Origin of the sequence: Haloarcula sp. H-GB4, from assembly GCF_030848575.1 — an archaeon.
In the GTDB taxonomy this organism is placed as follows: Archaea; Halobacteriota; Halobacteria; order Halobacteriales; family Haloarculaceae; genus Haloarcula.
Map to the genome: position 1 here is coordinate 170,340 of NZ_JAVDDX010000003.1, position 26,567 is coordinate 196,906.

The 26,567-nt window shown below is 56.6% G+C and carries 26 protein-coding genes; 9 read left to right on the forward strand and 17 right to left on the reverse strand.

From position 1 onward, the window contains the following. Positions 1 to 200 precede the first annotated feature (200 nt). On the reverse strand, positions 201 to 1,337 hold the full coding sequence (locus tag RBH20_RS16965; protein ID WP_306710832.1) for a Gfo/Idh/MocA family protein: 1,137 nt from the start codon (positions 1,335 to 1,337) through the stop codon (positions 201 to 203). A 552-nt stretch (positions 1,338 to 1,889) separates the two neighbouring features. Here RBH20_RS16965 and RBH20_RS16970 point away from each other — a divergent pair. Then, the gene (locus tag RBH20_RS16970; RefSeq protein WP_306710834.1) at positions 1,890 to 2,036 is read left to right on the forward strand and encodes a hypothetical protein; all 147 of its coding nucleotides are present in this window, start codon (positions 1,890 to 1,892) and stop codon (positions 2,034 to 2,036) included. A gap of 97 nt (positions 2,037 to 2,133) precedes the next feature. Here RBH20_RS16970 and RBH20_RS16975 read toward each other — a convergent pair whose 3' ends face one another. The 6 genes from RBH20_RS16975 to RBH20_RS17000 all read right to left on the reverse strand — a co-directional run bounded on the left by RBH20_RS16975 (position 2,134) and on the right by RBH20_RS17000 (position 11,017). Continuing rightward, entirely contained in the window at positions 2,134 to 2,940 is an 807-nt protein-coding gene (locus tag RBH20_RS16975) for a glycosyltransferase family 2 protein (protein WP_306710836.1), read from the reverse strand. Between the two features lie 759 nt (positions 2,941 to 3,699). Then, a complete protein-coding gene (aglF, locus tag RBH20_RS16980; protein ID WP_306710838.1) occupies positions 3,700 to 4,452 on the reverse strand; it encodes a UTP--glucose-1-phosphate uridylyltransferase AglF in 753 nt (250 codons plus the stop codon). A 103-nt stretch (positions 4,453 to 4,555) separates the two neighbouring features. After that, positions 4,556 to 4,756, reverse strand: coding sequence for a hypothetical protein (locus RBH20_RS16985; protein WP_306710840.1), 201 nt, complete (start codon positions 4,754 to 4,756; stop codon positions 4,556 to 4,558). Positions 4,757 to 6,144: 1,388 nt separating this feature from the next. Continuing rightward, positions 6,145 to 6,687, reverse strand: a complete 543-nt coding sequence (locus RBH20_RS16990) for a hypothetical protein (protein WP_306710842.1) — start codon at positions 6,685 to 6,687, stop codon at positions 6,145 to 6,147. 831 nt (positions 6,688 to 7,518) lie between these two features. Then, positions 7,519 to 7,782 (reverse strand): HalOD1 output domain-containing protein, encoded by a 264-nt coding sequence (locus RBH20_RS16995; protein ID WP_306710844.1) that lies wholly within the window; start codon positions 7,780 to 7,782, stop codon positions 7,519 to 7,521. A gap of 70 nt (positions 7,783 to 7,852) precedes the next feature. Continuing rightward, positions 7,853 to 11,017: a GAF domain-containing protein gene (locus RBH20_RS17000; RefSeq protein ID WP_306710846.1), complete on the reverse strand. Its 3,165-nt coding sequence runs from the start codon at positions 11,015 to 11,017 to the stop codon at positions 7,853 to 7,855. Between the two features lie 546 nt (positions 11,018 to 11,563). On the opposite strand from RBH20_RS17000, the gene rdfA reads away from it, so the two are divergent. The 6 genes from rdfA to RBH20_RS17030 all read left to right on the forward strand — a co-directional run bounded on the left by rdfA (position 11,564) and on the right by RBH20_RS17030 (position 18,027). Next, positions 11,564 to 12,211 (forward strand): rod-determining factor RdfA, encoded by a 648-nt coding sequence (gene rdfA / locus RBH20_RS17005; protein WP_306710848.1) that lies wholly within the window; start codon positions 11,564 to 11,566, stop codon positions 12,209 to 12,211. After that, entirely contained in the window at positions 12,208 to 13,998 is a 1,791-nt protein-coding gene (locus RBH20_RS17010; RefSeq protein ID WP_306710849.1) for an archaea-specific SMC-related protein, read from the forward strand. The genes rdfA and RBH20_RS17010 overlap by 4 nt, the downstream gene beginning before the upstream one ends. 158 nt (positions 13,999 to 14,156) lie before the next feature. Then, entirely contained in the window at positions 14,157 to 14,981 is an 825-nt protein-coding gene (locus RBH20_RS17015; protein ID WP_306710851.1) for a hypothetical protein, read from the forward strand. 412 nt (positions 14,982 to 15,393) lie between these two features. Beyond that, positions 15,394 to 16,242 carry an NAD(+) synthase gene (gene nadE, locus RBH20_RS17020; protein WP_306710853.1) on the forward strand — a complete coding sequence of 283 codons (849 nt, stop codon included), beginning with the start codon at positions 15,394 to 15,396 and terminating at the stop codon, positions 16,240 to 16,242. 133 nt (positions 16,243 to 16,375) lie between these two features. Further along, a complete protein-coding gene (locus RBH20_RS17025) occupies positions 16,376 to 16,573 on the forward strand; it encodes a 30S ribosomal protein S17 (protein WP_306710855.1) in 198 nt (65 codons plus the stop codon). A gap of 119 nt (positions 16,574 to 16,692) precedes the next feature. Continuing rightward, complete coding sequence (locus RBH20_RS17030; protein WP_306710857.1) at positions 16,693 to 18,027, forward strand: 5'-deoxyadenosine deaminase; 1,335 nt, start codon at positions 16,693 to 16,695, stop codon at positions 18,025 to 18,027. A 26-nt stretch (positions 18,028 to 18,053) separates the two neighbouring features. Here the strand turns inward: RBH20_RS17030 and phnE are convergent, their stop codons facing one another. From phnE to yqeC, 6 genes are all read right to left on the reverse strand, one after another. Next, entirely contained in the window at positions 18,054 to 18,932 is an 879-nt protein-coding gene (gene phnE / locus RBH20_RS17035; protein WP_306710859.1) for a phosphonate ABC transporter, permease protein PhnE, read from the reverse strand. Continuing rightward, positions 18,925 to 19,746, reverse strand: a complete 822-nt coding sequence (locus tag RBH20_RS17040; RefSeq protein ID WP_306710861.1) for a phosphonate ABC transporter ATP-binding protein — start codon at positions 19,744 to 19,746, stop codon at positions 18,925 to 18,927. Before RBH20_RS17040 ends, phnE begins: the two co-directional genes overlap by 8 nt. Next, on the reverse strand, positions 19,743 to 20,618 hold the full coding sequence (gene phnD / locus RBH20_RS17045) for a phosphate/phosphite/phosphonate ABC transporter substrate-binding protein (protein WP_306710864.1): 876 nt from the start codon (positions 20,616 to 20,618) through the stop codon (positions 19,743 to 19,745). The genes RBH20_RS17040 and phnD overlap by 4 nt, the downstream gene beginning before the upstream one ends. 89 nt (positions 20,619 to 20,707) lie before the next feature. Beyond that, on the reverse strand, positions 20,708 to 21,088 hold the full coding sequence (locus tag RBH20_RS17050) for a Rid family detoxifying hydrolase (RefSeq protein WP_306710866.1): 381 nt from the start codon (positions 21,086 to 21,088) through the stop codon (positions 20,708 to 20,710). 32 nt (positions 21,089 to 21,120) lie between these two features. Next, positions 21,121 to 21,738: a nucleotidyltransferase family protein gene (locus RBH20_RS17055; RefSeq protein WP_306710869.1), complete on the reverse strand. Its 618-nt coding sequence runs from the start codon at positions 21,736 to 21,738 to the stop codon at positions 21,121 to 21,123. Between the two features lie 46 nt (positions 21,739 to 21,784). Beyond that, positions 21,785 to 22,567, reverse strand: coding sequence for a selenium cofactor biosynthesis protein YqeC (yqeC, locus tag RBH20_RS17060; protein WP_306710872.1), 783 nt, complete (start codon positions 22,565 to 22,567; stop codon positions 21,785 to 21,787). Between the two features lie 94 nt (positions 22,568 to 22,661). On the opposite strand from yqeC, the gene RBH20_RS17065 reads away from it, so the two are divergent. Next, positions 22,662 to 22,910 (forward strand): sulfurtransferase TusA family protein, encoded by a 249-nt coding sequence (locus tag RBH20_RS17065; protein ID WP_306710874.1) that lies wholly within the window; start codon positions 22,662 to 22,664, stop codon positions 22,908 to 22,910. A 2-nt stretch (positions 22,911 to 22,912) separates the two neighbouring features. After that, positions 22,913 to 23,953: a selenide, water dikinase SelD gene (selD, locus tag RBH20_RS17070; RefSeq protein ID WP_306710876.1), complete on the forward strand. Its 1,041-nt coding sequence runs from the start codon at positions 22,913 to 22,915 to the stop codon at positions 23,951 to 23,953. Positions 23,954 to 23,970: 17 nt separating this feature from the next. On the opposite strand, the gene yqeB is transcribed toward selD, so the two are convergent. From yqeB to RBH20_RS17090, 4 genes are read right to left on the reverse strand one after another with little or no spacing between them, the layout of a single operon-like run. Further along, positions 23,971 to 25,551 (reverse strand): selenium-dependent molybdenum cofactor biosynthesis protein YqeB, encoded by a 1,581-nt coding sequence (gene yqeB / locus RBH20_RS17075; RefSeq protein ID WP_306710878.1) that lies wholly within the window; start codon positions 25,549 to 25,551, stop codon positions 23,971 to 23,973. Beyond that, positions 25,548 to 25,793: a hypothetical protein gene (locus tag RBH20_RS17080; protein WP_306710880.1), complete on the reverse strand. Its 246-nt coding sequence runs from the start codon at positions 25,791 to 25,793 to the stop codon at positions 25,548 to 25,550. The genes yqeB and RBH20_RS17080 overlap by 4 nt, the downstream gene beginning before the upstream one ends. A 2-nt stretch (positions 25,794 to 25,795) precedes the next feature. Beyond that, positions 25,796 to 26,149 (reverse strand): DsrE family protein, encoded by a 354-nt coding sequence (locus tag RBH20_RS17085; protein WP_306710882.1) that lies wholly within the window; start codon positions 26,147 to 26,149, stop codon positions 25,796 to 25,798. Beyond that, positions 26,146 to 26,517: a DsrE/DsrF/TusD sulfur relay family protein gene (locus tag RBH20_RS17090; RefSeq protein ID WP_011222661.1), complete on the reverse strand. Its 372-nt coding sequence runs from the start codon at positions 26,515 to 26,517 to the stop codon at positions 26,146 to 26,148. Before RBH20_RS17090 ends, RBH20_RS17085 begins: the two co-directional genes overlap by 4 nt. Positions 26,518 to 26,567: the final 50 nt, after the last annotated feature.

Genomic DNA, 26,567 nt, shown 5'->3' on the forward strand with positions numbered 1-26,567 from the left:
CACGACATCTGGCCGATTACCGGACACCAGTTCGCTCTCCCGACTCAATACTCTGTATTGCTGTGCCTGCATAGACTCTCTGTTGCTACATACTTCGGATACCGTCTGTTTGTTATGGGCGGGGTAACTGTAACGCAGCCGACCTATGAGGGGGTATCCTGACGGACCCTCTCAGTGTGCAACTGTTCGGTGCACTAGATTTACTGATTGTCAGCTGTGAGCACTTGTCCGCTTTCGACCATTGATTCCAGCGGGTTGTCGTCAATCTCCAGCGGGAAATCGACTCGCCCGCACCGCCGAGCCGACTCCCAGCATCCGAATATAAGTTCCGTTGCCTGCAGTGCGTTGTCAGCTGAAAGTTCAGGTTCACGGCCTGTGGCAAGTGCGTCGACGGTGTCCGCTATGGCACGGTCGATATAGCTTTCGGGTCTCGCGTTTTCTACAGTGGCTCCCGGTATTCGAGCGCTGATCTTCTGTTTTGCAGCGTCGAATATTGTTTCGTTGGGACCATGTACGTCCTCTCCACCGGTATCGATCGTCGTCCAGCTTTTACCAGCTCGGACTCGTAGCGGAACCTCACCACCGATTTCTATCGTTCCGTCTGAGCCCAGTAACCGCATATGACAGTCGACAATGCCACCGTCGCCTGTCGATGCAAGTCCGTCGACTCCGTTCGTGTACCGCCATTGCGCGATGGCTTGGTTCTCGTTGTGGGCCCCAAACTGCACGTTTTCCTCGCTGTATTCGATCCCAGCCATCACCCATTTCGACATCGCCTGATCGGTGAAGTACCCACAGAGGTCAAACAGGTGCGACCCGTAATCAAATAGATTTTTCCCACCGAGTTCAATTCGCTCTAACGAGCCTATCTTTCCGTTTTCAAGCAGCGACTTTGCTTTCCGGAACGGCTTTCCGAACCGCCGTTGATGATTGAATGTGAGTTGGATGCCGGCCCGCTTACAGGCCGATGCCATTTTTTGGCAGTCCTCCCATCTCGTTGCCATCGGCTTTTCGCAGTGGATGGCGTCCATCACTCCGCTCTCCGCACACGTCATCACGACAGGTGCGTGGATATGGGGCGGAACACAGACACTGACAATGTCGGGCTTGACAGCATTGAGCATTTTCTCAGTGTCCGTGTAGACGTTTCCATCTGGGAGATTCCATCGTTCGCCGAAGTTTTTCGCGTTCTCTGGGACGACGTCAGCACAGGCGGTGAGTTCACACGAATCCAGCCGTTCGTACGCGCCTGCGTGTCTGTATGCCATTGCGAACCCGTCGGTATCCGGGTCATCCGGATCCTCACCAGTCCCAATGACTGCGACAGTGTAAGTCATCGATGGAAGGTGGGTTAGTAGCCTCAATAGTAGTAACCTCGTACTGATTTACCCAGACAGTCCCCACCGACTGCCTGCTTTCTCACTACCATCGTGACAATATATATGAACTTCTGGCCGGTTCTATCTGAGAAGGGAGTAAGCGCCATCTCGTGTCGTTTTAGATCACGAACAGCGTGTTATATGACTCTTAACTACCCCAAACTTGGTGAATTCCAATGAGGACAACCGGTTCTCCAACTAATTGGTCGTTCACCCGTGGACGAATCACAGTCACTCTGTGAGTGAACATACGAAGCCAGCCAAGCCGGCTACAGTCTAGTTTTGGGATCCCTCCATATCGGTAGTAGTTGGCCTTGTGTCCAAATCACAAAGTGGTCAATAGGGGGATATACTGTAGCGTGATTGACGGTATGGCCTGTTTACTAAAACGGTCTCCGTCGTTGGATTCTCGATAACGATGGACCAAAATCGTCGCCGACAAAGCGTAGCTACGGTACCGAGGGAGACTATCTCACTGTACTGATGTCTTCAGATGAAGAGACTAAGACTGTGGAGTCGGAGCAGGCGACCCGGCGGACCATTCTGACCCTCGTTGCGACTGGACTCTCGTTTGGTGCTGCAGTGCTAATGAAGCGGGAGATGTTGTATCGTGGGTACGGTGAAGATGGGTATGGTGAACAGGGCTTCGGCGAATAACTAGTACTGAATTTCTTCCAATTTTCTCTAATGAACGAGTTGAGACCAGAAGCAACTATCTCTCTAAACTCTCAACATCGAAGATCCCAGAGTAACGTTATCTCGACAGCTCTGCAGATTGGGAGGTCCGATCAATATCCGGCACCTCGCCTTTGTCTCCGTCGTGGTGGGTCTGATCGAGGACTCCTCGAAGACGTCCGACCGTCTTTGCAACAGTACTACCCGCTTCTATCACGGTAGCTACTGGCGTTATTCTGACGTAATTCAGCGGGTCAAGTACCTCACAGAAAATATTCTTGAGTTGATCCGCTTGCGAGATGTTACACTTTGACCAGTAGTACGGACTCTTCGTTTCGAGTTTATACTGTTTTTTCCAGTAGTCAGTAATGGATGATGCATATGGATGGTCGACAATGAGTTCGGGATCGTACCGAATGTCAAACTCGCTTCTGACTCGCCTGGCGAGTTCTTTTTCTTCGTGCCCCCACCCCATTTCTTCGTCCCACCCACCGACGGCCTCGAAAACGTCCCTGTGAACGCCCATATTACACCCCCAGAAATGTTTGACGTAGCAAGCATCGTCTCCCCAGTCGTAATGCGTGGTGAAATGTCGAGCAAACACGTCATCTGCAGGGTGGATAGTTCGACCGGCGTATGCCGCCTCTGTTTCAAGGACCTCGTTGGCTTTTTGAAGATACCCCGGTCGGGTTCGGGAATCGTCATCTAGAAACACGATTTTGTCGCTTGAGGCCCGTCTGATTCCCTCATTTCGTGCTCTGGTCACTGGGCTTTCGTCACACACGATAACCTCAAAGTCATCGAATGCCTGATCTTTGAGGCACTGTATCGCTTCAATCTCATCTCGCGTTTTCAATGTCGCGATGACAACACTAACCGATACCATGAAATTCCTTCTATAAGGTTGCTCTCGCTTTCAAGATATTAGTATAGCCCCCCTTCATTATTAGGCAAGCCATTCACTTGCCCGGCCTACGCCGGCATGGTTGCAATGACTGCCTGGACCCATGACACAACCCCGTAAATAAAGACCACAAACCCGCCCATGGAAATCCAGCGTAGTCGCCTGTGATTTTTTGGCCGGACACCATCTGGTTTACTGAGTTCGACCGCAAAGAGAAAGCCCGCGTAGCTGAGCAGGTAATACAATAACGGATTCCAACGACCAATAAATATCATCCCCCCCAGCGTCGTCGATAGCCAGACGACAAAAACTCCCACAAACTGTTGGGCCCATCCAGCGCACATAGACAAGTCAATACACGCCTTCCTGTTTTGTTATGCTACTACTAGAGTGCTATTGGGCGGTAATTTTGCTTGTGACAGTCGCTGTATCGGCAATTGCCGGCGCAAAATGTTCCAACTGGGCGCCCCGTCGATGTGCCACAGGAACATTGTTGCTGATAAGAGTAGACTCCGTAAACAATGAATCAAATAGCACTGGGATTCATCGACTCCCGGCCACCAAACAAAGCAGTTGATTGGAGATAACAGGGCAAAAACCGGTACATGCGGCATGGCACAAATGTGACTCTCCCGTATACTCACCATGTGGCAGGGGAATAGGAACCAATGCTGAAAGCGCGATATAGCTAGTTGACCGGAACTTCTGGAGCACATCAACTATCGTCTGTATTGGCCGGATCTATTGAGGGATGTTCCCGCCGTCAGAAGTTAGTGTGGCCGTTTCTCCTGAAAGACGTTGCTCTGCAGCATCCCTGTCTTCAGGATACCCAACGTCGATACGCCACCCGTTGAGACGAACAGCGTCGATTGTTCTTCCACTGTCCATCAGTAAATCAATAGCATCGCTGAGTTCGTACTCGCCGCGATCAGAGGGCTGGACGAGGCTACAAGCTTTGAATATTGCCGGCGAAAACGTATAAAAGCCGGTCATGACCAGATTAGACGGAGGGTTGTCCGGCTTCTCTACTACATCGGTTATTTCACCGTATTTATTGGTCACGCAAACGCCATATCTAGACGCTTCCTTTTCTGGAACTTCCTCTACCAGAAACGCACAGTCGACCCGTTGTTCCCGTTGACGTTGCACAACTGTGCTGAGGTTTCCTCGAAATACATTGTCTCCCAGCATCAACATGAAATCATCCTCAATTTCCGGTTCGGCCTGTAGCAAGGCGTGCGCTAGCCCAGCAGGTTCCTCCTGGTGGACGTACGTTATTGGGACACCATCGTACGAGTTACCGTAATAATCAATAATCTGCTTTTGACGGTATCCGACGGCGATAACAAACTCGTCTGCATCAAGTGAAACGAGCTCGTCAAGGCAGTGGGTTAGAAGCGGTTTTCCATCTACTTGAACTAACGCTTTCGGGAGGTCATCAGTCAATGGCTGAAGTCGTGTTCCCTTCCCGGCTGCGAGAACTACTGCTTTCATCACTCACACGCTTCTCCAGATGACACATTGTAATGCCGCTACTAATGCTACTCAGTTATCGGTGGATGAGCCACATATTCTTTCGGCTAGTAACGTTGTTCAGCTATCGGCGCAGATCTACAAGTGAATCTGAGTGAATAACAATGAACTCTTCTTCACCGAGCTGCGACTCATGCTCCGGTAAAAATATCAACTGTGAATCAGTCGATGATTTGACGACGGTGAGTTCCTCCATTTCGTAGCCCAGGTCAGATTCCCAGTCTGGGTCTGTTGCTACGTCTTCCCACTCCTCTGAGGTCATCATTCAGCCGCCACTCCATTCAACCATCTTGATCTTGACAAACTTAGCCACTTGTGTGTAAACCACGAATTCTGGCCCTGCCCTAATCCCAGATTAAGACAATGTTTAAACTTCCTCTCTGCTGCGCTGACATCGAGCATATCTCGGAAAGGAGTAATTACTGTATTAAAGATTGCGTCCCTATATCGCATATTTATATACCATTTGCAAAGCAGTTACTTACCAACTTTTCTTGCAATCTCGGACCTAACAAAGCCCCTGAAAACAGACTAATCTCTGATAGTAGGATAAAATTACCCTGCTATTCGATAGGACGCCACTGGACAATGACACTACTTTGCGACGTACCCGAGCCAATGAACGCTGAGCGCAGCAACGGGATTCACCATCGATCAGGGTGAAGAACATCTCCGAGTCCACCCAAATCAATACCACTGTTGTATCTGCGGATCCTAATCTGTAATTCTACACGTCTCGCCTAGCCGTGACCGTGGCTCCGAAGCTCCAAACCGACACTCTTTCTCAAATGGTGCTACCACGTATCTTAGTCCTACCCAACATCTGAATAATTTGGTTAGCTACCGCTGCTCTACGTCCGTCTGGAGTGGTAAGCTTCGCCATGCCGAAATAACACGACTATAACAATACCCCCCTGCGCGTAAGACAGTGATGGAGAGGGCAGTTACCCGACACCCACAACACCGGCCCAATCCTTACCACCCCCCTCAGGGACGCTCGTGCCCTGTATAGTCGCTGTCGACTCGGATCGCTCTCTCCATTTGCAGTGAGCCGGAGCGGCTTCGGTCACACCGTCCTTTCCGGCTCATTCTGGCCTTGACTTTTTAGCTATGACGAGTGGACTCTAATCTTTCCCAAGACTTCGCCGATTCTCTTGACCAACTGTTGAGATACTACCGAAAATTTCTCGAATTAGATGGAGCTATCAGAAAGCTACTGATGTCTGGTAGGCACAGTACAACTACACATCAGATGTAATGAACGTGAAACTGATATTATAATCTTATTCAGATCCCTGATGAGCACTCTCATAGCTAATTTTTGGGTGGTACCTATTGTAGTCGAGAACTTCAGAGCGCTTTATAATACAAACTCGCAAGCTCGACACAAGTATACTTCAGGACATGGATAACTGGCAAGTGCTAGAAGAAGCCGACTACCTCAAAATATGAACTCAATTACTAAACTATAACAGTTTCACGTAGCGGTGTATGCCGGAACATATCTCCGACAGCGAAATGGAACGGATTTCGGAATTCGCGAGCACTCCGATGTACAAGCGGTCGCCCGACCAGTTACTGCCGGACGGTGCGGCCGACGACGAAGAATAACACACCCTTGGGGGGTATTTTTCAGTTAGCATACGGTTCCACTCACGGCTCACCGATATCAAAGGACTTGTCGTTCTTCCCCCGTCGTCTGGAGACCGCGTGAGCAATAGAAAGCACGAGAAACGAACTCATGACGACTAATCCGATAACTAATGGACTAATCGCACCAAGCGGAGGCACACCGACGATTGCTGCTATGAGTAAAACGGCGTTCAACAGGGCCACGGCGCCATAGTACTGATACCATTTTGACTCGTCATCGCCATTACTGATGAATGGTTCAACTTCCGGAGCATCCTCTCGAAGAGCTATCTCACCCGTGTCAGCGTCATAAGTTATCAGTCCTGCCTCTTGAAGCTTCGGAGCATGGGTCTGATACAGCGAGACATACACCCGCTTTCGCGCCTGCGAGGAGAGTTCTTCGACGGTTGTATCGTTTTCCCACGCAGCCAACTCCTCAGCTAGATCGGTTAGCTGGACTGGCTCCAGCTGCTGGCGTAGATAGTAAAGTGTATATCGACGCCTGGAACTGCTGAGGATATCGAACATTTGGTCTCGTGAGAGCTCTGGTTCTTCCTCTACCATCGGTGCACTCATGACCTCGGTTGCTGCTTTGGTTGGTGGTCAGGCCGCGAGAGCGACATATATACACGAAACCCGGGGTACCGTTTTGTTACACCCCCGTTACCTTCTAATTCCTGAGTAAGAAATAGCTACTTGTATGACGTACTGGGCTCTTGTCCTTCCCTGATGGGCCACAGTCGGTATATAATCTCTGAGTTTGCGATGGGAAGTGTTCTTGGTGTTATACCAACAAATAACAGCAACTGAGAATAAATAAAAATTGATATACGGGTGAAACCGCAGTACGCTGAGTTATTATTTGATCTTGGACAAGTCGCTGTATCACACTACTACGCTCCGGATCTCCTTCTATTAGCATATCTGCAAAGATTAGTGCTACGCGGTCGAACCCTAACGCGAATAGGCGGGAACTACGTAGTATCCTATTAATAATATATTGTGGTTATGCGGTATGCCCCTGTCACTTGATTATTAGATCGCTGAGTAGTAATTCAGTGAGACCAGTCTAAAAGGTAGCCGCGGCTGCGATAGCAATCCCAGAAATAGTATGTCCCATTCTCTGTGAACAGTTGGCCTTTTTGCAACTCTACTGATAACGCACGAATGTCGCATAGCTGTTATCCACGCTGAAATACCTGGCTTACCTCAGCCATAGAGGATATATCGCCAACCGTCGAGGTAAGAGCCTGACACCCCAAGTCTACTCACAAAATTCGGGCATCCCCTCTGCGGCTACTGTATTGCCCTTCCAGATCGTCTCCCCAGCATACTCTTTTACCGGGGCTGGTTATTAACCACTCACTTAAGAACTAGTAGAGGATTGTCAGCCGGTTACGTGGGCGTGATCTCGATCGTCTCGCTGTCTCGAATGCGAACGGTGTATCCACTGTATGTGAAACTGATTTGAATGTCGTCGTTGGACTGCCCTGCGACAAGCGTGTCGAGAGCATCTGGGTCAATTTGATTATACAACGGCGGGAGTTTGGTTTCCGTTACTGATTCTTTCGCCGCTATAGCGGTAACAATTGCTTCGCTCGGTGATTCGTACTGGTTTGCCCAAAAGACAGTTTCTGTCTCATTCCATTCCAGACTCATTGTTCTTTGTATGAATCTACTCCCGTATCAGGATATACTCTATCAGACTAGCAAACTCAGACGACGGGCGCTATCTATCTAGATGCTGTGTCGTTCTCCCTTCGCCAAACAATTGCTCAAGTAGTTTTCGAACAGCTACCCGAAGGTGGTGGCTGAACGTCGGTTGTGATATATCGAGTGTATCAGCAATCTCCTGTCCGGTCTTGTCCCTGGGAGATTGGTAGAATCCGCTATAAAAGGCTGCGAGCAGCACCTCAAACTGCCGGGGGGTTAGCTGTGCTGTCAGTTCTGCGTAGAACGACTCACGGGTTTGGACACCACGTTCCCGTTTGTGACGACTGATGAGTTCGATGTCCGGACACGAACGCCGTAATTCAGCTATGAGTTGGCGAATATCGACGGTCTGTGGGACCTCAATCTGGATCTCCAGTGTCTTCCCGTCAGACTGGATTAACTGTGGGGCCCCTCCTTGTTCGGCGACTGTCAGTGCGAGTTGTGTACCTGATACTGTCGCTTCGAACAAACTCGTGTCCTCTGTGTCGGTTAAACACTCTAATCGCTCAATGCGAGGGAGGGTGTCCAAGCACGCCTGCAGGTCTTCTGTGGGGGCATCAGTGCTGAAAAACACGATACAGCTGTCATCTCCCTGTGGGACGATCCCCTCGAACGTGATTTCTGTATCGACGACCCCCGCGATCCGATGAAGGATATCGTCGGATTCGGTTGCTTCCAGTTGAAGCTCAACAGCTCGATCTGCCACGAGCCCCTGCTTCGTCTCAATGCTGTTAATGGCGTATCCAACCGTTTCACTCACCTCTTCGAGTACTGACTGTGTCGGCAGATCGAAAACGTTCGGCGATTTCGCGTACACAGTCAGGATTCCGTAGGAGAGCTGCTGATAGCTGAGTGGAATGCTGACGACTGACTGGAACCCCCGTTCCAATAGCCGCCGTTGCCATCCTTTCCCTCTGAGCCCGTCCGCGATGTTGTTGTTCAGTGTCTGCTCGTTCGTCCGGGCTGTCTGGACTGCTGGTGGAGGCGGTGTCTCATTTGAGGGCGTGCGGGATTCTTCCAGAAAGCCACGGTCGGTTCCCGCCCACGTCCGTGGCGTGACTCGGTCGGTATCGGATTCGTACTCACCGATCCAGGCAAACGAACAGATATCGGACGCGACCAACTGGTCACACACTGCCTGCTCTATTTCTGAGCGACTGTCTGCTCTGAGCACTCGCTCGTGAATCTTCTGACTCAGCTCTGTCAACCGATTCATCTGCTCGAGCTGCACCGTCTGCTGCTCTAGGTCGCGCTGCCTGTCCTCAAGTTCAGTCTCGTAGTTCAGCCTATCGAACGCTGTTCGAATTGTCGCCCCAAGGAGTTCGGTAATTCGACGGGTCTGAGTATCGAACTCGCCGCCGATTGTATCGCCCGCTCGAAGTACCCCATGGTCGCCCAGCGGGACAAACACGGCTTTTCGGTCAGTTGCCGTGTCCTCATCCGCTTCCGAGGCCGTGTTCTCGTCGAAAATTATAGTTTCCTCGGTAAAGAAGGCCGAACTCACGAAGCTATCACCGTCTGCTGGGATAGCTTGGTGTTCCTCAGTCTCCGTGGCCGAAAGCGGGCGAAAAGTGTTCGTCTCGCTGTCGAACGCGTACAGCACAACCTCAGGGAGACCGATGATATCGCGGGTCCGTGATACCACAATTTGGGCGGCTTCCTCCTCTGAAGTAACACCCAAGAGATCTGTTGCCGTTTCGTACAACTGTGTAAAGCCCATTTCAGCTCGCTGTGTCTGTAGTTCGTTTCCGATCCACTTGCTCAGCAGATCCACGAGCGTTACGTCCCAGTCTGAAAACCCGGTCCCGCTCGTCTCGGACCCGTAGAAACAGAGCGTCCCGTAGATACTCCCACCCACAGTGAGTGGCGTTCCGAGATACCGATCGACTTCGTCATCCCATATATGATCTCGGCCACTGTCACCGCATTCGGCATCAACATCAGTCATCACGACCGTTTCCCCGTTTGCGATAGCTTTCGCGCAGGGGGTTTCCGACAACGGAATCGTTCCGCCTGAAAAAATCGTTTCCTCAGGTGTCTGGAGCACTTCGAAATCGTATTCCACCCCGTTGACATGAGAAAGTGTCGCATACTCGGTTCCAAGCACGCTGCGGCCGACTTGCATGAGATCCGCTATCTGTTCTTGTAGCGCCCCATCCCGTGCTGTGAACACTTCTGTCATCGTCCGCAGGACTTCCTCCCGCATTTCGAGTTCGGCACGCGTTGCGGTTGAATGGAGCCCATCGGCGACAATCTCAGCAAGCTCTGTCAGCACTGTCTGCTCCGCCTCGTCAAACGCGAAGGGTGTGTCCGCGTATATCGAAATCACACTCTGTACTGATCCCGTGTACTGGATTGGGAGAACGATCATTGACCGGAACCCATACTCCGATGCGAGTTCCTGCCATGGTTGAACAGATGTTCCAGTCCGGATATCCGACGCTACCTGTTGTTCCCCGGTTTCGATTGCATGGCCAAATGGCCCGTCATCGAACACTGAGCGGCCATAGCGGGAGAGCATCGCTTCCACGTATTCGAGTGCGTCGCCACCGCCAGCGGTGGGAACGACATCGCCTGACTCGTTTTTCTCGCCGATCCAGGCAAACTGGTAGGCATCCGACCTGGTCAGAATGTCACAGACAGCCGCTTTGATCTCATCGGCTGTTGACGCCCTCAGTACCTGGCGATTTATTTCTCGGAACAGGGAATTAATCCGCGATAACCGTGCTGTTTCTCGCCGGAACCGGTATGATTCGACTGCGTTCTCGATCCTGTTTGTGAGTACTGCGTACTGTTCCGGCCCACCACCTTTGACGAAGTAGTCAGTGACGCCAGCCGAAACCGCTTCGCTGGCGAGCTTCTCGCTCCCTTGGCCCGTTAACAGGATGAACGGGAGATCTCCGTTCGACTGTCGCACTGTTTCTACGAATTCAATCCCGTCAGCTTCGGGCATCTCGTAGTCACTGACGATACAGTCGATCGACTCGGAATCGAAGTAGCTAAGCGCATCATCGACGCTTGCGGCCTCAATCACCTCGATCCGGTCATTTTCGTGTTCCAGCAGTTCCGCTGTCGTCTGCCGGAACTCTCCGTAGTCATCGACCAACAGCACCCTGATTTTCGAGGCTGCCGTTTCACTGTCCGTTGGCGCCGGTCCAGTCTCACCGGCCAACTTCCGCATACTACACTACTTATACGACAGTCCGTATAAACGTTTGACTTAGTTGCAACGCCGCCATTGTTCTGCCTCCGGTCATAACCGTTTTTCTCGAGGAAACCGGCCCCCTCTAAATCAGTAAGTAACTTCTATTTTTACTAGTATACGGATACTACGTCCTCCGAAGCACTAATTCTTTTTGACCATACTTATTGGAATATATTATATTATAATAATCCTATATTTTGAATGGCCTTCGTCCGTAGACTATTATACAGTTATCAACTGCCTTAAAAACCGCTCCTAAAGGAGCTGACTGACATCTGCATTTAGTTCAGGTACTATTGGGTGTATAATAGGGTGGCCGAAATACCAGATAATAGTGGTAATACATTTATTAGCACATGGATGATAGCAATTTCTATTTGCGACCAAATTTTTCCCACCCCTATTTCTCCATAGCTGAGACACACACTAAGGGTGTGCATTTTATCCCAGTCTGGGATCATGTCCACTGCGCGTACACCGGCCGTCAAAAACTATTACTGAGTAGACTGAGATAACTCAACAATGGTTGCTGACTCCAGTTGTAAAGTAGACGCGGTTATCGACAAGTACGGGTTGGCGTCGGCGGACCCCGTCTACGATTCCCTTGACGATGGCCTGCTCGCACGCTGGACGGGCGCTGATGACCGAACCGAAATGGGGTATCGGTCGTTGACAGCGTGGTTCAACAAACGACTACTTAAACAGGTGTATACTGAACACGGTCGCGAATCCCTTGATACCCGTATAGACAGTGACTACGAGACATTGCGTGGTGATGCTGACTTACAACGGGACGAACTCATCGAGCGGCTGCAGGCTACAGGTATTCCCGGTGCGTCGCTCCACGATGATATGGTCTCGTGGGGGACGATGCGAACGCATCTCAACGACTGTCTGGACGGTGAAAAAGAGCCACGGAAGGCGACAACTAACTGGGAGCGCGAAAGCGTGGCAACGGCCAAAACGGTTGTCGAACAGAAGGCCGAAACGGCACTGTCATCGCTCGCGAAGAAAGGCGATATCGACGGCGGTGACACAGCGGAGATCGAGGCCCAGATACAACTCGGATGCCCGGACTGTCCGACCCGTGTTCCGTTCGATGTCGCACTCGAGCGTGGGTACGTCTGTAAGCAACATCGGAGTGCGAATCTATCAGCACACAACACATGACGTGGAACATCGATATCGAACGAATCGCGGGTATACTTGACGGGTCGGCAACGATAGAGCAGGGAGTAAACGTCGTCCGCGGCTCAAACTGGCAGGGGAAATCGAGCTTTATCGAATCAATCAAAACGGCTCTTGGCACCTCGACAGAATTGACGGAAGGAGCAGAAAGCGGTACAGTACATCTGGAAACACCAACAGGCGCCTACGACGTGACGCTCACCCGTGAGAACGGCACCGTGGTCAGACATGGTGAGCCGTATCTTAATGACGAGTACGACGTGATTCGCGTTGAACTGTTCGCGTGTTTGGACGAGCGGAACGAAGTCCGTCGTGCCGTCCGGGCAGGAGAAAACCTTGAGGACGTGCTGTTGCGGCCGCTTGACTTCCAGAACATCGACGCACAGATCGAGACGTTACAGCGAGAGCGCGAACAGGTTGAAACTGAACTCACGCAGGCGCGTGAAGCGAAAAAGCGGATCCCCAGCGTGCAAGAGAAAGTGACACGGCTGGAAGACGAGATCGAAGACCTGCGGACCAAACGTGAGACAATCGACGGTGAGGCAGGAGGCGACGACAGTTCGGGGTCGGCCCGCCGCCAACTCAGCCAAGCACGGACCGAACAGAATCAGGCGCAAAACCGCGTCGAACGACTTAAGCAGAGCATCGAGCGGACGGAACAGCGTCTCTTGGAACGCCAAGACGCTCTCGATGCTCTCAAAATCCCGGAGTACGATGATGTTGAAGGCAAACTCTCTGAGGCCCGGGAGAGGCTCTCACAAATAGAACGAGATGCCGAGGTACTCCAGTCCATCTACTCCGCCACCGAGATGGTACTCAGTGAAGACCGGCTGGACCTGCTTACCGAGGTGGAGCGTGATATTGACGGGGACACCGTCGCCTGTTGGACGTGCGGCAGTGAGACGACACGAGCGGACCTGGATGACCAACTGGACGCACTCGGGAGCGAACTTACGGCGCTCCGCGCTCAGAAGGAGACCTACCGAGATACTGTCGAGGAACTGGAAACACAGCGCGAGGAGATTAGCCAGACTCGCCAGCGAAAAGCCGATCTAGAGGAAGACATCGCTGAGTTGAAGACGACGCTAGCCGACCGCAGACAGAGCCTCGACGCAGCCAGAGACAGGCTCGAACAGGCCCAGGCGGACGTGGAGCGGCTTTCCGACCACGTTGATGCGGCCGTGGCGGAACTTTCGGATGTCGAAAGTGAGATCAAGTACCGCGAGGCCGAACTCGAAGACACCGCCGACGAACTGGCGCAACTCGAAACGAGAGCGGCCCGCGTCGACACGCTCGAAACCGATCTTGAATCCCTTCGTGACGACCTCGCGGAACTCCGGGGCCGGAAAGACCGGCTCAAGCGTGAGGCACGGGAAGCATTCGACACGGCGATGCAGGACATTCTTTCCCGATTCGGGACTGGGTTCGAAACGGCTCGACTCACCGCTGACTTCGATATTGTGGTCGCTCGCGACGGCCAGGAAGCGAGCTTAGATGCCCTTAGCGAGGGGGAGCTCGAACTCATCGGCTTTGTGGCAGCGCTGGCCGGCCGCCAGTCGTTCGATGTTGGCGACGCTGTCCCGCTCTTGCTCGTTGACGGCCTTGGCGGCCTTGACGACGACAATCTCCACACGCTTATTGAGTATCTACAACAAGGAACGGAGTATCTGGTATTCACTGCGTACCCGGAATACACTGCGTTTGACGGACGCGATATCGACCCGACCCAGTGGACTGTTGCGAACGAGAAACAGGCCTCGGCCGACTAACACTCCCTCAAGTCGGAGTGTCCGCACCACCGATGCCGATGGCTTGCTTGACTGCATACCTCTGTTGTCCAAGAATGGAACACATTCTCTAAGAGTATTTTCAATTTTAGGATAATTATACAAAAATACTATTAGTAGTAGGGCTGTTCTACAATCAGATGGCGACCATTCGGGTAAAAGATTGGACGAAAAATAAATTGCGGAAAATACGAAACGCGGAGTCACACTCGTCATACGATTCGGTCATCAAAACACTGCTCAAAGACCGCAAACTCGCGAAGTACACCGACGACGCCTCCAGTACAGCGACAAGCGAGCTCGGACAGCCACAGGACGCCGACATCGACAAGGCGTTCGACGATTTGACTGTGCTGGCGGAACTAACTGGGAGCCACGACGATGTGTTGTTCCTGTGGTGTCCGAACTGTGGGAACGAACTCGTCCATCTCACGGTCGAGCAACCGCTTGGCCTCTCCGTGTTTGAGATGGAGTGTCAGCGATGTCTTACCCATCTCGACAGCCACGCCATCGTCGCTATTGAACTGCGGTATCCCATCGAACAGAAGATGATCGAGGGACAGCTTCAGGCGGACCTGAAATCCTGCCTGATAGACTATTGGGACCGGACACTTGAGACGGCAGCTGATGATACGCTCGAAATAGAGACTTCTGCCGACCGTCTCGTGTGGCAGTTCGACCAGTACCACAAGCAGTTCGCTTGGGACTGGCCGACTGACGTTCCGGCTGTCAGCGTTGTCCCCGGCGTCACGTATCGTAACACCGTGACTGACGAGCGAATCGAAGCCGTCGAAGCTGTCACCGAGAATCGGAATGCGATTGATTCGTACAAAATCAGACGTAGCACTGTAGACGGCGATGTCATCTTGGATAAGATAGACAGTAGTACGATTGTCGATTGGATTGTCAACCGTGAACTGGTTGTCACTGAGCGGTCCGTGGAAACGACCAAACCAGCAACATAAGCGACCCTGATGCCTCGTGCTTTAGTTCATTGCTGGTGCATGTGGCGTCCTTCGCAGAACGTGGTCTACTGGATGCCGGGTTGAGTGGCTGGGTACATTTTCGCCTCGAAGTGCCCCTTCTACCTCCGTGATAAATCTAACGAGTGTACAATATTCTGAGTATTGTGGTGTGATCTGTCGGTTATGGGCCGTAGATTCTTTTGGTTTGATTTATAGAGTCGCCTATAATGTGAGATGGCTCGAGATAATATATAAGGTGTATTGAGGCTACTGAAGACACCCATGACGTTTGTCGACAACAGTTATACGACATCAGTGACCTACTTTCCAGTATGATTAGGCTGGTTGGATGCACGCGCTTCGCTAGTTGCATCTCCGAGCATGTCCAGAGTTGCAAGCGAGGGAGTGACCTGTGAGCAAAGCGACCCACCCTCACACGCTCAAACTCCCGCGTGAGGAACACGGATTGGCGACCTCAAAGGCAGCGACCAGACGGATACAGGGTATCCTTCCGGTGTTTCTGGAGAACAAGATCATGGAGGCGGAGGCCAATGGACTGGTCGTGCCGCTTGACGGCAGCATCGAATCGACAGTTGCGGCGGCGCTAGCCGTCGACGGTATTGGGGCCGACTACGTGACCGGACTGGTGATGCCGGTACAGCTAAGCGATGAAGGGCCTGCCCGGACGGCTGAAACCGTCGCGTCGCTGCTGGATATCGACTTTCACCGGCTCAACCTGCAGCCGGTACTGACGGCGTTCCAGCGGGTCGTCGGTGAAACAGGCGAGCCGACCGACGACCTCGTGGCGATGCAAAACGCCGGCGAACGCTTCCGGATGGCGTGTAAGTACTACGTCGCAAACACCAGAAACGAACTCGTTGTCGGGACAGTCTCCCGGACTGACCGGCTGCTGGGTTCCGTTGCGAAACACGGCGAGAACGGCGTTGACCTGTCGCTATTTGGCGACCTCTATCGAACTGAGATCGAGGTCCTTGCTGATGCGCTTGCGGTTCCATCGGACCTACTCGACCAGTCCTCACGTCCAATGGAGCACACTGGTGCAACTGATGCGGCGGAGCTGGGCATCGACCAGCAGGACCTCGACAGCATCCTCCACTTCGCGATTGATAGGGGCTGTTCCGCGTCGACAGTGGCCGACAAAGTCGGTGTTGGCGAATCTGTCGTTGAGCGAACGATTCAGTGGTGTGCCAGCACGCGGCACAAGCGACACACGCCACCAAAGCCCTCGATGGATAACTGACGTCCGTCCGTGGCGTATTTGGCCACCTAGGGTGACAAACCTCTCGAAATAGGGACGGCCAACAGTATGAGCCAAACGGTGGTCTTTCTGTGAGCAAAGCAGTTAACAGCTATACTCCGCGATTCTCACATCCATGCAGGCCGATCCCAAGGAGATAATCGACATCGGCGACAGGCTACTGTCGGAGTACCCTGAACTGTTTACTGAGCAGTACGAGACAAACACTCGTCTCGTTCAGCGACTTGCCAGCGTGGATTCGTTTCGGACCCAGACTCGCCTCACCAGATATATCACCCGTGAAAAACGGACACGGAACGGCTCGCAAAGCTGAAGCCATTGCGAAGCACACGCGCCACACGGAGTGCCACACGTCTGTGGCCGGATTGTCTGCACTCGGCGGCCATCCCGATATGAGGACCTTCTTTATGTAGAGACCGTCTTGCAGGACGTATGCTACTCACTGGGACTGTCGTTGCGGATTCTGAGACCGTCCTGCAGGACGGGGCGGTTGTCGTCTCCGGGGACCGTATCGAGGCCGTGGGTTCCCGGGCCGAACTCGAATCGCAGTACGCCGACCACGAACACCAGTCATACGACGTGCTGCTACCGGGACTTGTCGGCGGTCATATCCACTCCGTGCAGAGTCTTGGCCGCGGCATCGCCGACGATACGGAACTACTCGATTGGCTGTTCGACTACATTCTACCGATGGAAGCCTCTCTAACGGCCGAGGAGATGGAAGTCGCGGCGAAACTGGGCTATCTGGAAATGATCGAAAGCGGGACGACGACCTGCATCGACCACCTGTCGGTTGCTCACGCGGACCGCGCTTTTGAAGCGGCGGGTGAGATGGGCATCCGCGGCGTGCTCGGGAAAGTGCTGATGGACCAGCGCTCGCCGGACGGCCTGCTGGAGGACACACAGGCCGCATTGGACGAGTCTGAACGCCTCATTCAGCAATACCACGGTGCCTACAACGACCGGATTCGGTACGCCGTCACACCCCGTTTTGCCGTCTCGTGTAGTGAGGCCTGCCTCCGCGGGGTGCGCGAGCTCGTGGACAAATACGACGGTGTCCGCATCCACACCCACGCTAGTGAGAACCAGAGCGAAATCGAGACGGTGAAAGAAGACACTGGGATGCGCAACATCCACTGGCTCGACGAGGTAGGTCTCACCGGCGAGGACGTCGTTCTTGCGCACTGCGTCTGGACCGATGAGAGCGAGCGCGAAGTCCTCGCAGAGACAGGGACTCACGTCACACACTGCCCGTCCTCGAATATGAAACTTGCCAGCGGTATCGCACCGATCTGGGACTACCGCGACCGTGGTATCAACGTCGCAATCGGCAACGACGGACCGCCCTGTAACAACACGCTTGACGCCTTTACCGAGATGCGACAGGCGAGCCTCTTACAGAAGGTCGACCAGCTAGACCCGACGGTGACGCCGGCAGCCGAAATCTTCGAGATGGCGACGCGAAACGGTGCGAAAGCCGCTGGCTTCGAGGAACTCGGTGCGATCCGGGAGGGATGGCGCGCTGACATTGTCGGCCTCGATACGGACCTCACGCGGGCGACGCCACTGCACGACGTGCTTTCCCATCTGGTGTTTGCGGCCCACGGAGACGATGTCCGCTTCACGATGGTCGACGGGAACGTCCTCATGGAACAGGGTGAGGTAACCACTATCGACGCCGACGCCGTCCGCTCTCAGGCCTCGACGATGGGTCTTGAGATGGACCTCGAAGACGCGCGCAAGTCCGCACAGGAACAGAAGCCCTGAGAAGTCTGTTATCTCCCGTCTGACCGTCAGCCGAGCCGCGTCCGCAACTGAGAGCCGAGCCAGTCACTCGTGACGACCAGCGCAAACACGGCAAGGATGGCGGTCGAGAGTTTCCCGTACTGCAACCGCTGAATGGTGATGACGAGATAGTATCCGACGCCGCCCGCCCCCACGAACCCGAGGATGGCGGCCGACCGGATGGTACACTCCCAGCGGTACAGCGTGTACGAGGCGATTGTGGGTGTCACCTGGGGGACCATCCCGTGACAGACCGCCTGCAGGCGTGTCGCGCCACTTCCGGCAACTGCCTCGGTCGTCATCGGATCTGTGTCTTCGAGGAAATCGGCGTACAGTTTTCCCAAGACACCGGCGTTATGAACCGCAAGCGCGAGTACACCCGCAAACGGGCCGAGGCCGATAGCGGTAACGAACAGGAACCCCCAGACGATGCCGGGGACAGAGCGCAGAAAGCTGAGCACGGTTCGGCTGGCGTGATAGAGACCGCGTCCGACGGCGATACGGCCGGCTGAAGCGTTTCTGTATAGCGGGCCACGATGGGTGACAGTGGCGGCACTGGTCAGACCGAGTGGGACGGCGAGCGCGACGGCAAGCGTGGTTCCGACGACGCTGATAGCCAGGGTTTCGACGATAGCCCACAGCAGACCGTCCCGAAGGCTTCGTCCCAGCAGGTATTCACGGCCAGTCTCCGGTGGCACGCCCTCGGCAACGAACGCGGCCATCTGCTCACGAGCTCCGGTGGCGAACAGGGCCATCGGATCCACTTCGGCAATCCACGCCGCGGTCGCCAGGATGACACAGCCGCTGAGGAGTGTCGTGAGCTGGCGCTTCGACAGTCCGGAAGCAGCGTGCTGGGCGGCATCTGGACCGCTATATTTCTCAGACATACCGTGGAACCGGGGCGTCGCTCTCTTTCTCCGTTCGCGTCCGCTCGGCGTCGGTATCCGGTGTGGATGTGCCCGCTGCAAAGAGGGCATCCAGTTGGTCGTCGGTCACTGCCGATGCAGGCGTATCGAACCTGACTCGGCCGTCAGCCATGCCGACGATTCTGTCGAAGTGCTTCAGTGCTAGATCGACTTCGTGGAGGACGGTGACCAGCAGTTCTCCATCGAGGACAGCGTTGAGCACGTCGATAACGTTCCGACGGGAGCTGGGGTCGAGGTTCGCTGTCGGCTCGTCGGCCAACACGACCTCAGCATCCTGCATGAGGGCCCGTGCGAAGGCGACCCGCTGGCGTTCACCGGCACTCAACGACTTCACGGGGACATCGGCCCGGTCGACCAGCCCGACGGCATCGAGCCGTTCGAGGGCTGGCTCGGGATGCTTGGGCAGCAGTGGCTCGATGAAGCCACGGAGCCAGGACAGGGCTCCGAGGCGCCCAGTGAGGACGTTCGACAGTGCTGTCCGCCGGTCCACGAGCGTCTCCCCCTGATACGCAAGCGTCGCGGTCGAACCCGTACTGCTGCTCCCGTCGAAGCGCACTGTTCCAACATCAGGCTGCAACGCGCCGGCTGCCAGCCTGAGAAGCGTGGTCTTGCCGGCACCCGACGGACCGATGACGGCGACCCGTTCACCAGCATCCAGTTTGAGCGAGACATCTTGTACCGCAACTTTCCCGCCGAATCGCTTGGTGACACTGTCGAAAACAAGTCCTTGTCCTGATTGTTTCCCCTCTGGCCGCGCTGTGTGCTTGTTCCTCACCCGTCGCCTCCCTGTTCGATGCCAGCCATCTCGACAGCCGTTTCCAGCGAGGCGAACACGTCGTGGCTCACCCCGACGTACTGGTCGACGGCCTGCTGGTCGAGAATGTCCGTTCGCCCTTTCGAATCGAGAGTCGTGAACGCCCTCTGCACAGCGTCCGCTGTCGTTGCCTCCAGCGACGGGGCGACGGCCCACGGGTAGTCAGGGAAACCGGGGGTCCGCCAGAGCTCTTGCACCCCTTCAACAGCGTCCTCTGCGCGTAGTCTGTCGTAGATGCGGGCGTTCAGCGCCCCGACGACACCGCTCGTCCGGCCGACTGTTGCTGCCGTTGCGTCGTGGGCACCGACGTGTGTGACCTGTGCGAACGCGTCGGTGTGTAGGCTGTACTCCGTCTGAAGGTGGTACGTCGGCATCACGGTCCCGCTGGTCGAGAGTGGGTCGCCGAACACCAGTTCGATCTCGCTTGCGGTTTCGACTACATCTGCCATCTCTGTCAGGTCACTGTCTGACGGGGCGATGAACGCAGAGTGCCACTCCGTCTGTCCGTTCCGTGACCCGACGGCGACTGGCTTTGCGCCTGCTCGATGATGCGCCAGAATGTACGACACACCGCCGTAATAGGCGATGTCGACCTGCCCCGCAACCATCGCCTGTACCATACCGGCATAGTCAGCCGCTGTGCGTAGCTCGGTCTCGACGTCGAGTTCGGTCGCCAGATACGTCGCGAGTTCGGTGTTCTGTTCGATGGCGGTATCCGGGTCCACGTCGGGCACGACACCGACCGTCAGCGTCGCCGTCGCTGTCCTTCCGAGACAGCCCGACAGCGAGAGCGCTGCCGCTGTACCCAGGAATTCACGCCTCGTAGGTCGCATTACGCTGTGATGCGAGTCGCCGGGCTTGAAAGTTGTGTGCGCCACATCCCGGCTGTGTGGCCCACGACAGCAGTGCGCGTCTGTCGGCCTCAGTCGTTCGTTGCGATGGCTTCGATTTCGACTCCCACGCCCTTTGGCAGGTTTGCGACCTCGACTGCGCTCCGGGCCGGCGGCTCTTCGTCGAAAAAGCCGGCATACGTGTCGTTCATCGACTCGAAATCGTCGATGTCGTCCAGATAGACGGTCACCTTCAATACGTCACTCATCTCCAGCCCCTCGGCTGCCAGCACCGCTTCGACGTTCGATAGCGCCTGTTCCGCCTGCGTCGCTATCGGCTCGTCGTCTAGCAGGTCGCCGTCGGGCGTCATCGGAATCTGGCCCGCGGTGAACACGAGCGAGCCGTTTGTCGTCGCCTGGCTGTACGCGCCAACCGCATCGGGTGCATCGGCCGTGCTGATGGTCCGTTTCATCAGCCGAGTGTTCCACCATCAGTGTCTTAAATTTACAGGCTGTCGCGGCGCTCGGTGAACTCGGCGAGATCAGTATCGGTATCGATATCCCAGTGGACGCCGGGGTCCGAAACCTCGATGAACGCTGTCCGCTCGGTGGTATCGATGAGATCTCGACCGCCGCGGTCGCCGGAGACAGTGGCGAGCCCATCGAAATGGCAGTTGTCGAAAAGCACCGGATTACCCCGTCTCCCCTCGTGCTCGGGAACAACAACGGTTGCCGTTCCTGTACGGTACGCTTCAAGAAGCTCCTCGATGGTTTCGACGCGTACGAACGGCATATCGCCCAGCAAGAACAGGACGGCGTCCCAGCCGGCCGAACGGGCGAACTCGACACCGTGTCGAACTGACGTACTCTGGCCGGTCGCGTACTCGTCGTTATGCTGAACCGAGAGCGAGAGACCATCCAGCGCTGCAGCGACGGCCACTTTTTCATGGCCGAGGACGGCGACAGCGTCCGACAGCGATGACTTGCAGGCGGTTTCGGCCACCTGTCGGACGACTGCTTTCCCATCGATAGTCGCCAGCAGTTTGTTACCCGACTCGTATCGAGAACCCTGCCCAGCAGCGAGGATGACACCGCCGACTCTGGTCCGATGTTGACCGCTCATAATACCCCTCGTCTCGCAACACTACCGGCTGTGCCCCCGCAGTCAGTCATCGCTGCTCCTCCTCTTGCACATCCGCTGTTGAGACCACCTCACAGACATCCGACGCAAACGATGTGATGACGCCCCGAGAACACCGCTCTGTCTGTGAAAGCGCGTGGGTGAGCACATCCGTAGCGATACGCCGCTGTGGTTCGGTATCCGCCTTGTTGACTAGCGGTATCACAGACGCCTCGGCCGGCGCGTTTCGGAGGCCACCCTCCGGATGCGTGAGCACTATCCCGACAGCCGCCGCAGTAATCGTGTCGCCCACACGGAGGCCAGTGATATCAGCGACCCGCTCCGGTCGATGGACCACGTCCGTCGTCAGCGCTTCACCGACGGCGGCGACCGAGGCGACCGGGACGACGTGGGTCGCTGTACTCGGGACGACTGGCTCCCCGTCGCCAGGCGCTTTGAACTCCCGCTTGCGTGCCCCGTCAGCCTTGACGAGGAGCCAGTCGAACAGTCCGGCATCGGATAGCTGCTCCACCACACTCGCCTCGAACCCACGGACCTTCCGGTCGACTCGTGCTGGGTTGGGAACCCTCTCACGAGCAACGGCAACTGGCGGGTCGTGGGCTTCGAGATTGGCGCGCCAATCGTTCGGACCCGTGAGCGTCAGCGGCAGGTCAGGCGGCGGTGGCATCGCCGTCGTCGTCGTGTAACCCACGTCGTACCCCCTGTCGGTCCCTTCGACAGTCAACTGTCCCATCGCAGTTTTCTTCCCACCGGCCCCGACGAAGGCGACAGCGGCGCTGGAACCCAGGCCCAGCGCAGCAGCCAGATCCATACGCTCGCTCCGCGCAAGACACACAAATAGCTTACCGGCGCAACCACGTGTGGCGGCGGTAGCGTTTTTGTGATCTAATGGCACACGTACCGGTATGGCCCGCGTAGACGTTCGTGGTGAAATCTGTCCCCGGCCGGCACTCATTGTCCGGCGGGCGCTTGCAGACCTCGATACCGGCGAGACGCTCGTCGTGCGAGGCGATTACCCGCCGGCCGAAGAGAACCTCCGGCGGATGTGTACGACTCACGGTATCGACGTGACAACCGCGGAGACCGCTGGCGAGTCCGACGAGTTCGAACTCGAACTTCGGGTGACCGAGATGGCGTCGCTATCGGAGGCCTGAGTGTGGGACCCGACGCGGTGACTGACGGTGATGACGAGACAACGCGCCTGACGGAGTACACGGAACTCCACGGCTGCTCTTGCAAAGTCGGCCAGAGCGACCTCGATTCGCTGCTCGCCGATGCCGGCCTCACCGGTGAGAGCGACGCGTTGCTGTTCGGCATCGGTGAGGATGCCGCTGCGCGGAAACTCACTGACGACTTCGCGCTGGTTTCGACGGTGGATTTTTTCACACCTATTGTCGACGGCCCGTACGACTTCGGCCGTATCGCCGCCTGCAACGCCGCCAGCGATGCCTTCGCCACGGGTGCGGTGGAGAACGTCGACTGCCTGGTCGTTCTCGGCCTCCCGCGAGAACTAACCGAGAGCGCAGCGCCGATTCTCGCCGGCATGGCCGACGCGCTGGACGCGATGGACGGCGTCATCGCCGGCGGCCACACCATCATGAGTCCGTGGCCCTTCGCTGGCGGCGCCATCTCAGCGACGGCGCGTCCCGACGCTCTCCTCACATCACAGGGAGCCAGTCCTGGCGACCGGCTCTACCTGACCAAACCGCTCGGGACTCAGCCAGCTATGGGGGCGACCCGCGTGACCGACGACCAGTTCGTCGAGACGGTCACCGACGCCACTGAGCGCCCGCTCGACCAAATCGAGTCGGAGGCCATCGCGTGGATGACGACACCGAACCGGGACGCGGCGCTCGCGTGCCGCGAACACGCGACAGCCGCCACCGATATTACCGGCTTCGGCCTCGCCGGCCAGAGCCGCGTGGTGGCCGCCCGCTCCAATGTCGGTATCGAACTGACGCACCTCCCGGTCATCGCGGGAACGCCCGCCCTCTCGACGCTTTTCGGATACGGACTGACTGAGGGTGAGAGCGCAGAGACCAGCGGGGGACTGTTCGTCTCCGTCCCGCCGGCTTCGGCTGACGCCGTCGAATCGGCATTCGACAACGCCGGCGTATTCTATCGGGTTGTCGGCCGTGTTACGGCTGGACGCGGTGTCACGATTGACGACCCGGCCATCGAAGAAGTTCGTCGCTAACGTCGATTAGGTGCCTTCTACCGCAACCGGAGCACTGCCTCTAGCACGCCACCGCCGAGACACAACGCTTTGTCGGAGACTTTCGTTGGGTCGACAGACTCGCCGCGAGGGTCGACATCGCCGAGTTTGGTGCTCTCACTGACGCCGAGGCCGCCGTGAACTAAGCCGCGAACCAGTCCATCTATCTCGGTTTCGACCGGCCTATCACCGACAGTGCCGACTACGTCGCCGGCTGTGACACTATCGCCGATGGCGACCGCCGGGGTCCACTCGCCATCGGTCGGGGCGCGAAGCACCCGCTCGTGGGTGTAGCCGCGCCGCTCGCCGGGCTCGCCGTCGTACTCGCTCGCTGCCCCCTCGTAGAACACGCGGCCAAGTTCGTGCCCGCGGTCTGTCTCGACGACCGCGTCCACGTCCTCGCCGGCCTCGAAACCGGGCCCCATCCCGACCACCACGTCGGCGTCTTCCCGGCGCGTATCGGTGTCGAACGCCCCTTTCGCCATGATCGCATCAATGAGGACTGCGGCGTCGAGGTCGTCAGCGACAGTCGCCTCGGGGTCGACGAGTACCGGCACGACATCGTCGGCGAGCAGTTCGAGTGCCTCGTCGATGTCCGCTGCTGCACGGCCAGTGACTCCTTCGACTTCCACCTCGTCTTCGTACAGCGCCGCGCCGAAGGCGACCGCCCGCCGGACGACTGTCGGTTGTTCGACTTCGGTGACGATAACCGGAAAGCCGGCCTGCTGAAGCCGATAGACGACGCCGCTCCCGAGGTCGCCGCCACCGCGGACGACGACGAGGTCGTCGAGATTCAGGCGCGTCGCCCGCTCACCGGTGGCGTCATGGCGGTCCATGGTGACCTCGGCGAGAATCGAGAGCGCCACGGCGGCCGGCCCACTCCCGCCGAGGTCGAGCCCCACCGGTGTCTGGACCCGGCTGAGGTCCCGACGGACGTACCCAGACTCGGCGAGCGAATCGAGCACGTGGTCGGCCTTTGTCTCGCTTGCGACGAGGCCAACGTAGCCAGCCTCGCCGTCCAGCGCTGCGGCGACGGCAGCCTGATCGAACGTCCCGCTCCGCGTCGCGACGGCCACGGCTGTCTCTGTCCCCATCGGCAGGTCACTGAGCGCCTCACCGTAGTCGCCGTGAATCACGTCCGTATCGTCGGGGAACTGCGCCGGGTCGGCGTACGCCTCGCGGTCGTCGACCACGGTGACGGCATAGCCCAGCCGCTCGGCCAATGGGGCCAGCTCGGCGCTTATATGGCCGCCGCCGGCGATGTAGAGCCGTGCTTGCCCGCGAACGCGGTCGATGAACACGTCCATCTCGCCGCCACAGACCATGCCCGTGTTGCCGCCTCGTTCGAGTTCGTACGTCTGGACGCCAGGCTCGTCGGCTCCCGAAAGCACTGACCTGGCGTCCTGTACAGCGAGGTGCTCGACCGTGCCGCCGCCGATGGTCCCGTACTCGTCGTCGGCGGTGACGATCATCTTGTCCCCCACGTCCCGCGGCGCGCTGCCGTCCTTCCGGACGATAGTCAGGAGCGCCGCCGGCTCTCCCCGGGCAGCCAGTTCGTCGAGTCGTTCGAACAGGCTCATACGAAGCTCTTGACCTCCCGTTCGACGAGGCGATCAACGACGGCGTCGTAGGATATCCGGTCGATATCCGGCGGTAGCGAGACGCCACGCACGGCCACGTCTCTCGCGACTGCTGAGATGGGTGTGTCGATATCCGGAGTGAGGTAGACGCCGTCCTGAATCAGGACGACATGTGCTTCAGGGTCCCCGGCGGCGGTACGCAGTCCGATTTCTGCCATCGGTTTATCGATGAGATATAGCATTGTCAGAAGTCCAGTGTCTGGTCGGCGTCGCGAATACGGGCGGTGACACGGTCGTCCGACCAGACGGCCACATCGTCGGCGATTTCGGTCTCGTCAACGCCGCGCTCGGCCATTGCCGCCCCGTCCGCGACCATCTGTCCGTCCTGTTCCACAAGGTCGGCGACGTGCCCGCTCATGTTGAGCGCCTCGCGGTCGACGGCGTCCCGAGCTCCGTACACGCCGTCTTGGGTGAATATGACGGTCACGTCGTGCATATCGAAGCCGGCCGCGACGCCGCGGGCGGCGCGCAGTCCTTCTGGGATGTGGACTCGGCCGCACGGGGCGCGAGTGAGCAGTACCACGACATCTCGCTTCATAACGAAACCACCCGATCGGCCTCGCCGATGATGTCCGCGAGGTCCGGAAGCAGCCCGACCTCGACGCCCTCAGGGTAGTCGGCTGGCGCGTCGATTCCCCGTGCATCGACACAGAGCCCACAGCAGATGACTTCCGCCCCGTCTGCGATGAGTTCCTGGAACTTCTCGGTCGGCATTTCGTCGTACAGCCCGCTGTCCGAACAGCCGGGCAGGGTCTGGTCCGCAACGGGGACGAGCGCGCCGTCGAGGTAGTGGAAGTAGCTCACCTCGTGGCCCTGATCCAGCGCCGCCCGCCCCAGCTCGTAGGCGGTGCGCCACCGCTCGCTGTCGAAGGGACCCCCTGTCAGCAGAAAGCCGATGTACGCCATACTTTCGAGATTTTCACGAACAGCTCTTAATAGTTTGCTCGACACAACGG

Excerpts from the sequence above, each read along its gene's own strand:
- RBH20_RS17010 (WP_306710849.1), top strand. The coding sequence starts at position 12,208 with ATGACGTGGAACATCGATATCGAACGAATCGCGGGTATACTTGACGGG.
- RBH20_RS17050 (WP_306710866.1), bottom strand. The coding sequence starts at position 21,088 with ATGAAACGGACCATCAGCACGGCCGATGCACCCGATGCGGTTGGCGCG.
- RBH20_RS17085 (WP_306710882.1), bottom strand. The coding sequence starts at position 26,149 with ATGAAGCGAGATGTCGTGGTACTGCTCACTCGCGCCCCGTGCGGCCGA.
- RBH20_RS17030 (WP_306710857.1), top strand. The coding sequence starts at position 16,693 with ATGCTACTCACTGGGACTGTCGTTGCGGATTCTGAGACCGTCCTGCAG.
- aglF (WP_306710838.1), bottom strand. The coding sequence starts at position 4,452 with ATGAAAGCAGTAGTTCTCGCAGCCGGGAAGGGAACACGACTTCAGCCA.
- phnD (WP_306710864.1), bottom strand. The coding sequence starts at position 20,618 with ATGCGACCTACGAGGCGTGAATTCCTGGGTACAGCGGCAGCGCTCTCG.
- RBH20_RS17090 (WP_011222661.1), bottom strand. The coding sequence starts at position 26,517 with ATGGCGTACATCGGCTTTCTGCTGACAGGGGGTCCCTTCGACAGCGAG.
- RBH20_RS17065 (WP_306710874.1), top strand. The coding sequence starts at position 22,662 with ATGGCCCGCGTAGACGTTCGTGGTGAAATCTGTCCCCGGCCGGCACTC.
- RBH20_RS17015 (WP_306710851.1), top strand. The coding sequence starts at position 14,157 with ATGGCGACCATTCGGGTAAAAGATTGGACGAAAAATAAATTGCGGAAA.
- RBH20_RS17080 (WP_306710880.1), bottom strand. The coding sequence starts at position 25,793 with ATGCTATATCTCATCGATAAACCGATGGCAGAAATCGGACTGCGTACC.
- RBH20_RS17055 (WP_306710869.1), bottom strand. The coding sequence starts at position 21,738 with ATGAGCGGTCAACATCGGACCAGAGTCGGCGGTGTCATCCTCGCTGCT.
- RBH20_RS16985 (WP_306710840.1), bottom strand. The coding sequence starts at position 4,756 with ATGATGACCTCAGAGGAGTGGGAAGACGTAGCAACAGACCCAGACTGG.
- yqeC (WP_306710872.1), bottom strand. The coding sequence starts at position 22,567 with ATGGATCTGGCTGCTGCGCTGGGCCTGGGTTCCAGCGCCGCTGTCGCC.
- RBH20_RS17025 (WP_306710855.1), top strand. The coding sequence starts at position 16,376 with ATGCAGGCCGATCCCAAGGAGATAATCGACATCGGCGACAGGCTACTG.
- RBH20_RS16990 (WP_306710842.1), bottom strand. The coding sequence starts at position 6,687 with ATGGTAGAGGAAGAACCAGAGCTCTCACGAGACCAAATGTTCGATATC.
- rdfA (WP_306710848.1), top strand. The coding sequence starts at position 11,564 with ATGGTTGCTGACTCCAGTTGTAAAGTAGACGCGGTTATCGACAAGTAC.
- RBH20_RS17000 (WP_306710846.1), bottom strand. The coding sequence starts at position 11,017 with ATGCGGAAGTTGGCCGGTGAGACTGGACCGGCGCCAACGGACAGTGAA.
- yqeB (WP_306710878.1), bottom strand. The coding sequence starts at position 25,551 with ATGAGCCTGTTCGAACGACTCGACGAACTGGCTGCCCGGGGAGAGCCG.
- RBH20_RS16965 (WP_306710832.1), bottom strand. The coding sequence starts at position 1,337 with ATGACTTACACTGTCGCAGTCATTGGGACTGGTGAGGATCCGGATGAC.
- RBH20_RS16975 (WP_306710836.1), bottom strand. The coding sequence starts at position 2,940 with ATGGTATCGGTTAGTGTTGTCATCGCGACATTGAAAACGCGAGATGAG.
- phnE (WP_306710859.1), bottom strand. The coding sequence starts at position 18,932 with ATGTCTGAGAAATATAGCGGTCCAGATGCCGCCCAGCACGCTGCTTCC.
- RBH20_RS16995 (WP_306710844.1), bottom strand. The coding sequence starts at position 7,782 with ATGAGTCTGGAATGGAATGAGACAGAAACTGTCTTTTGGGCAAACCAG.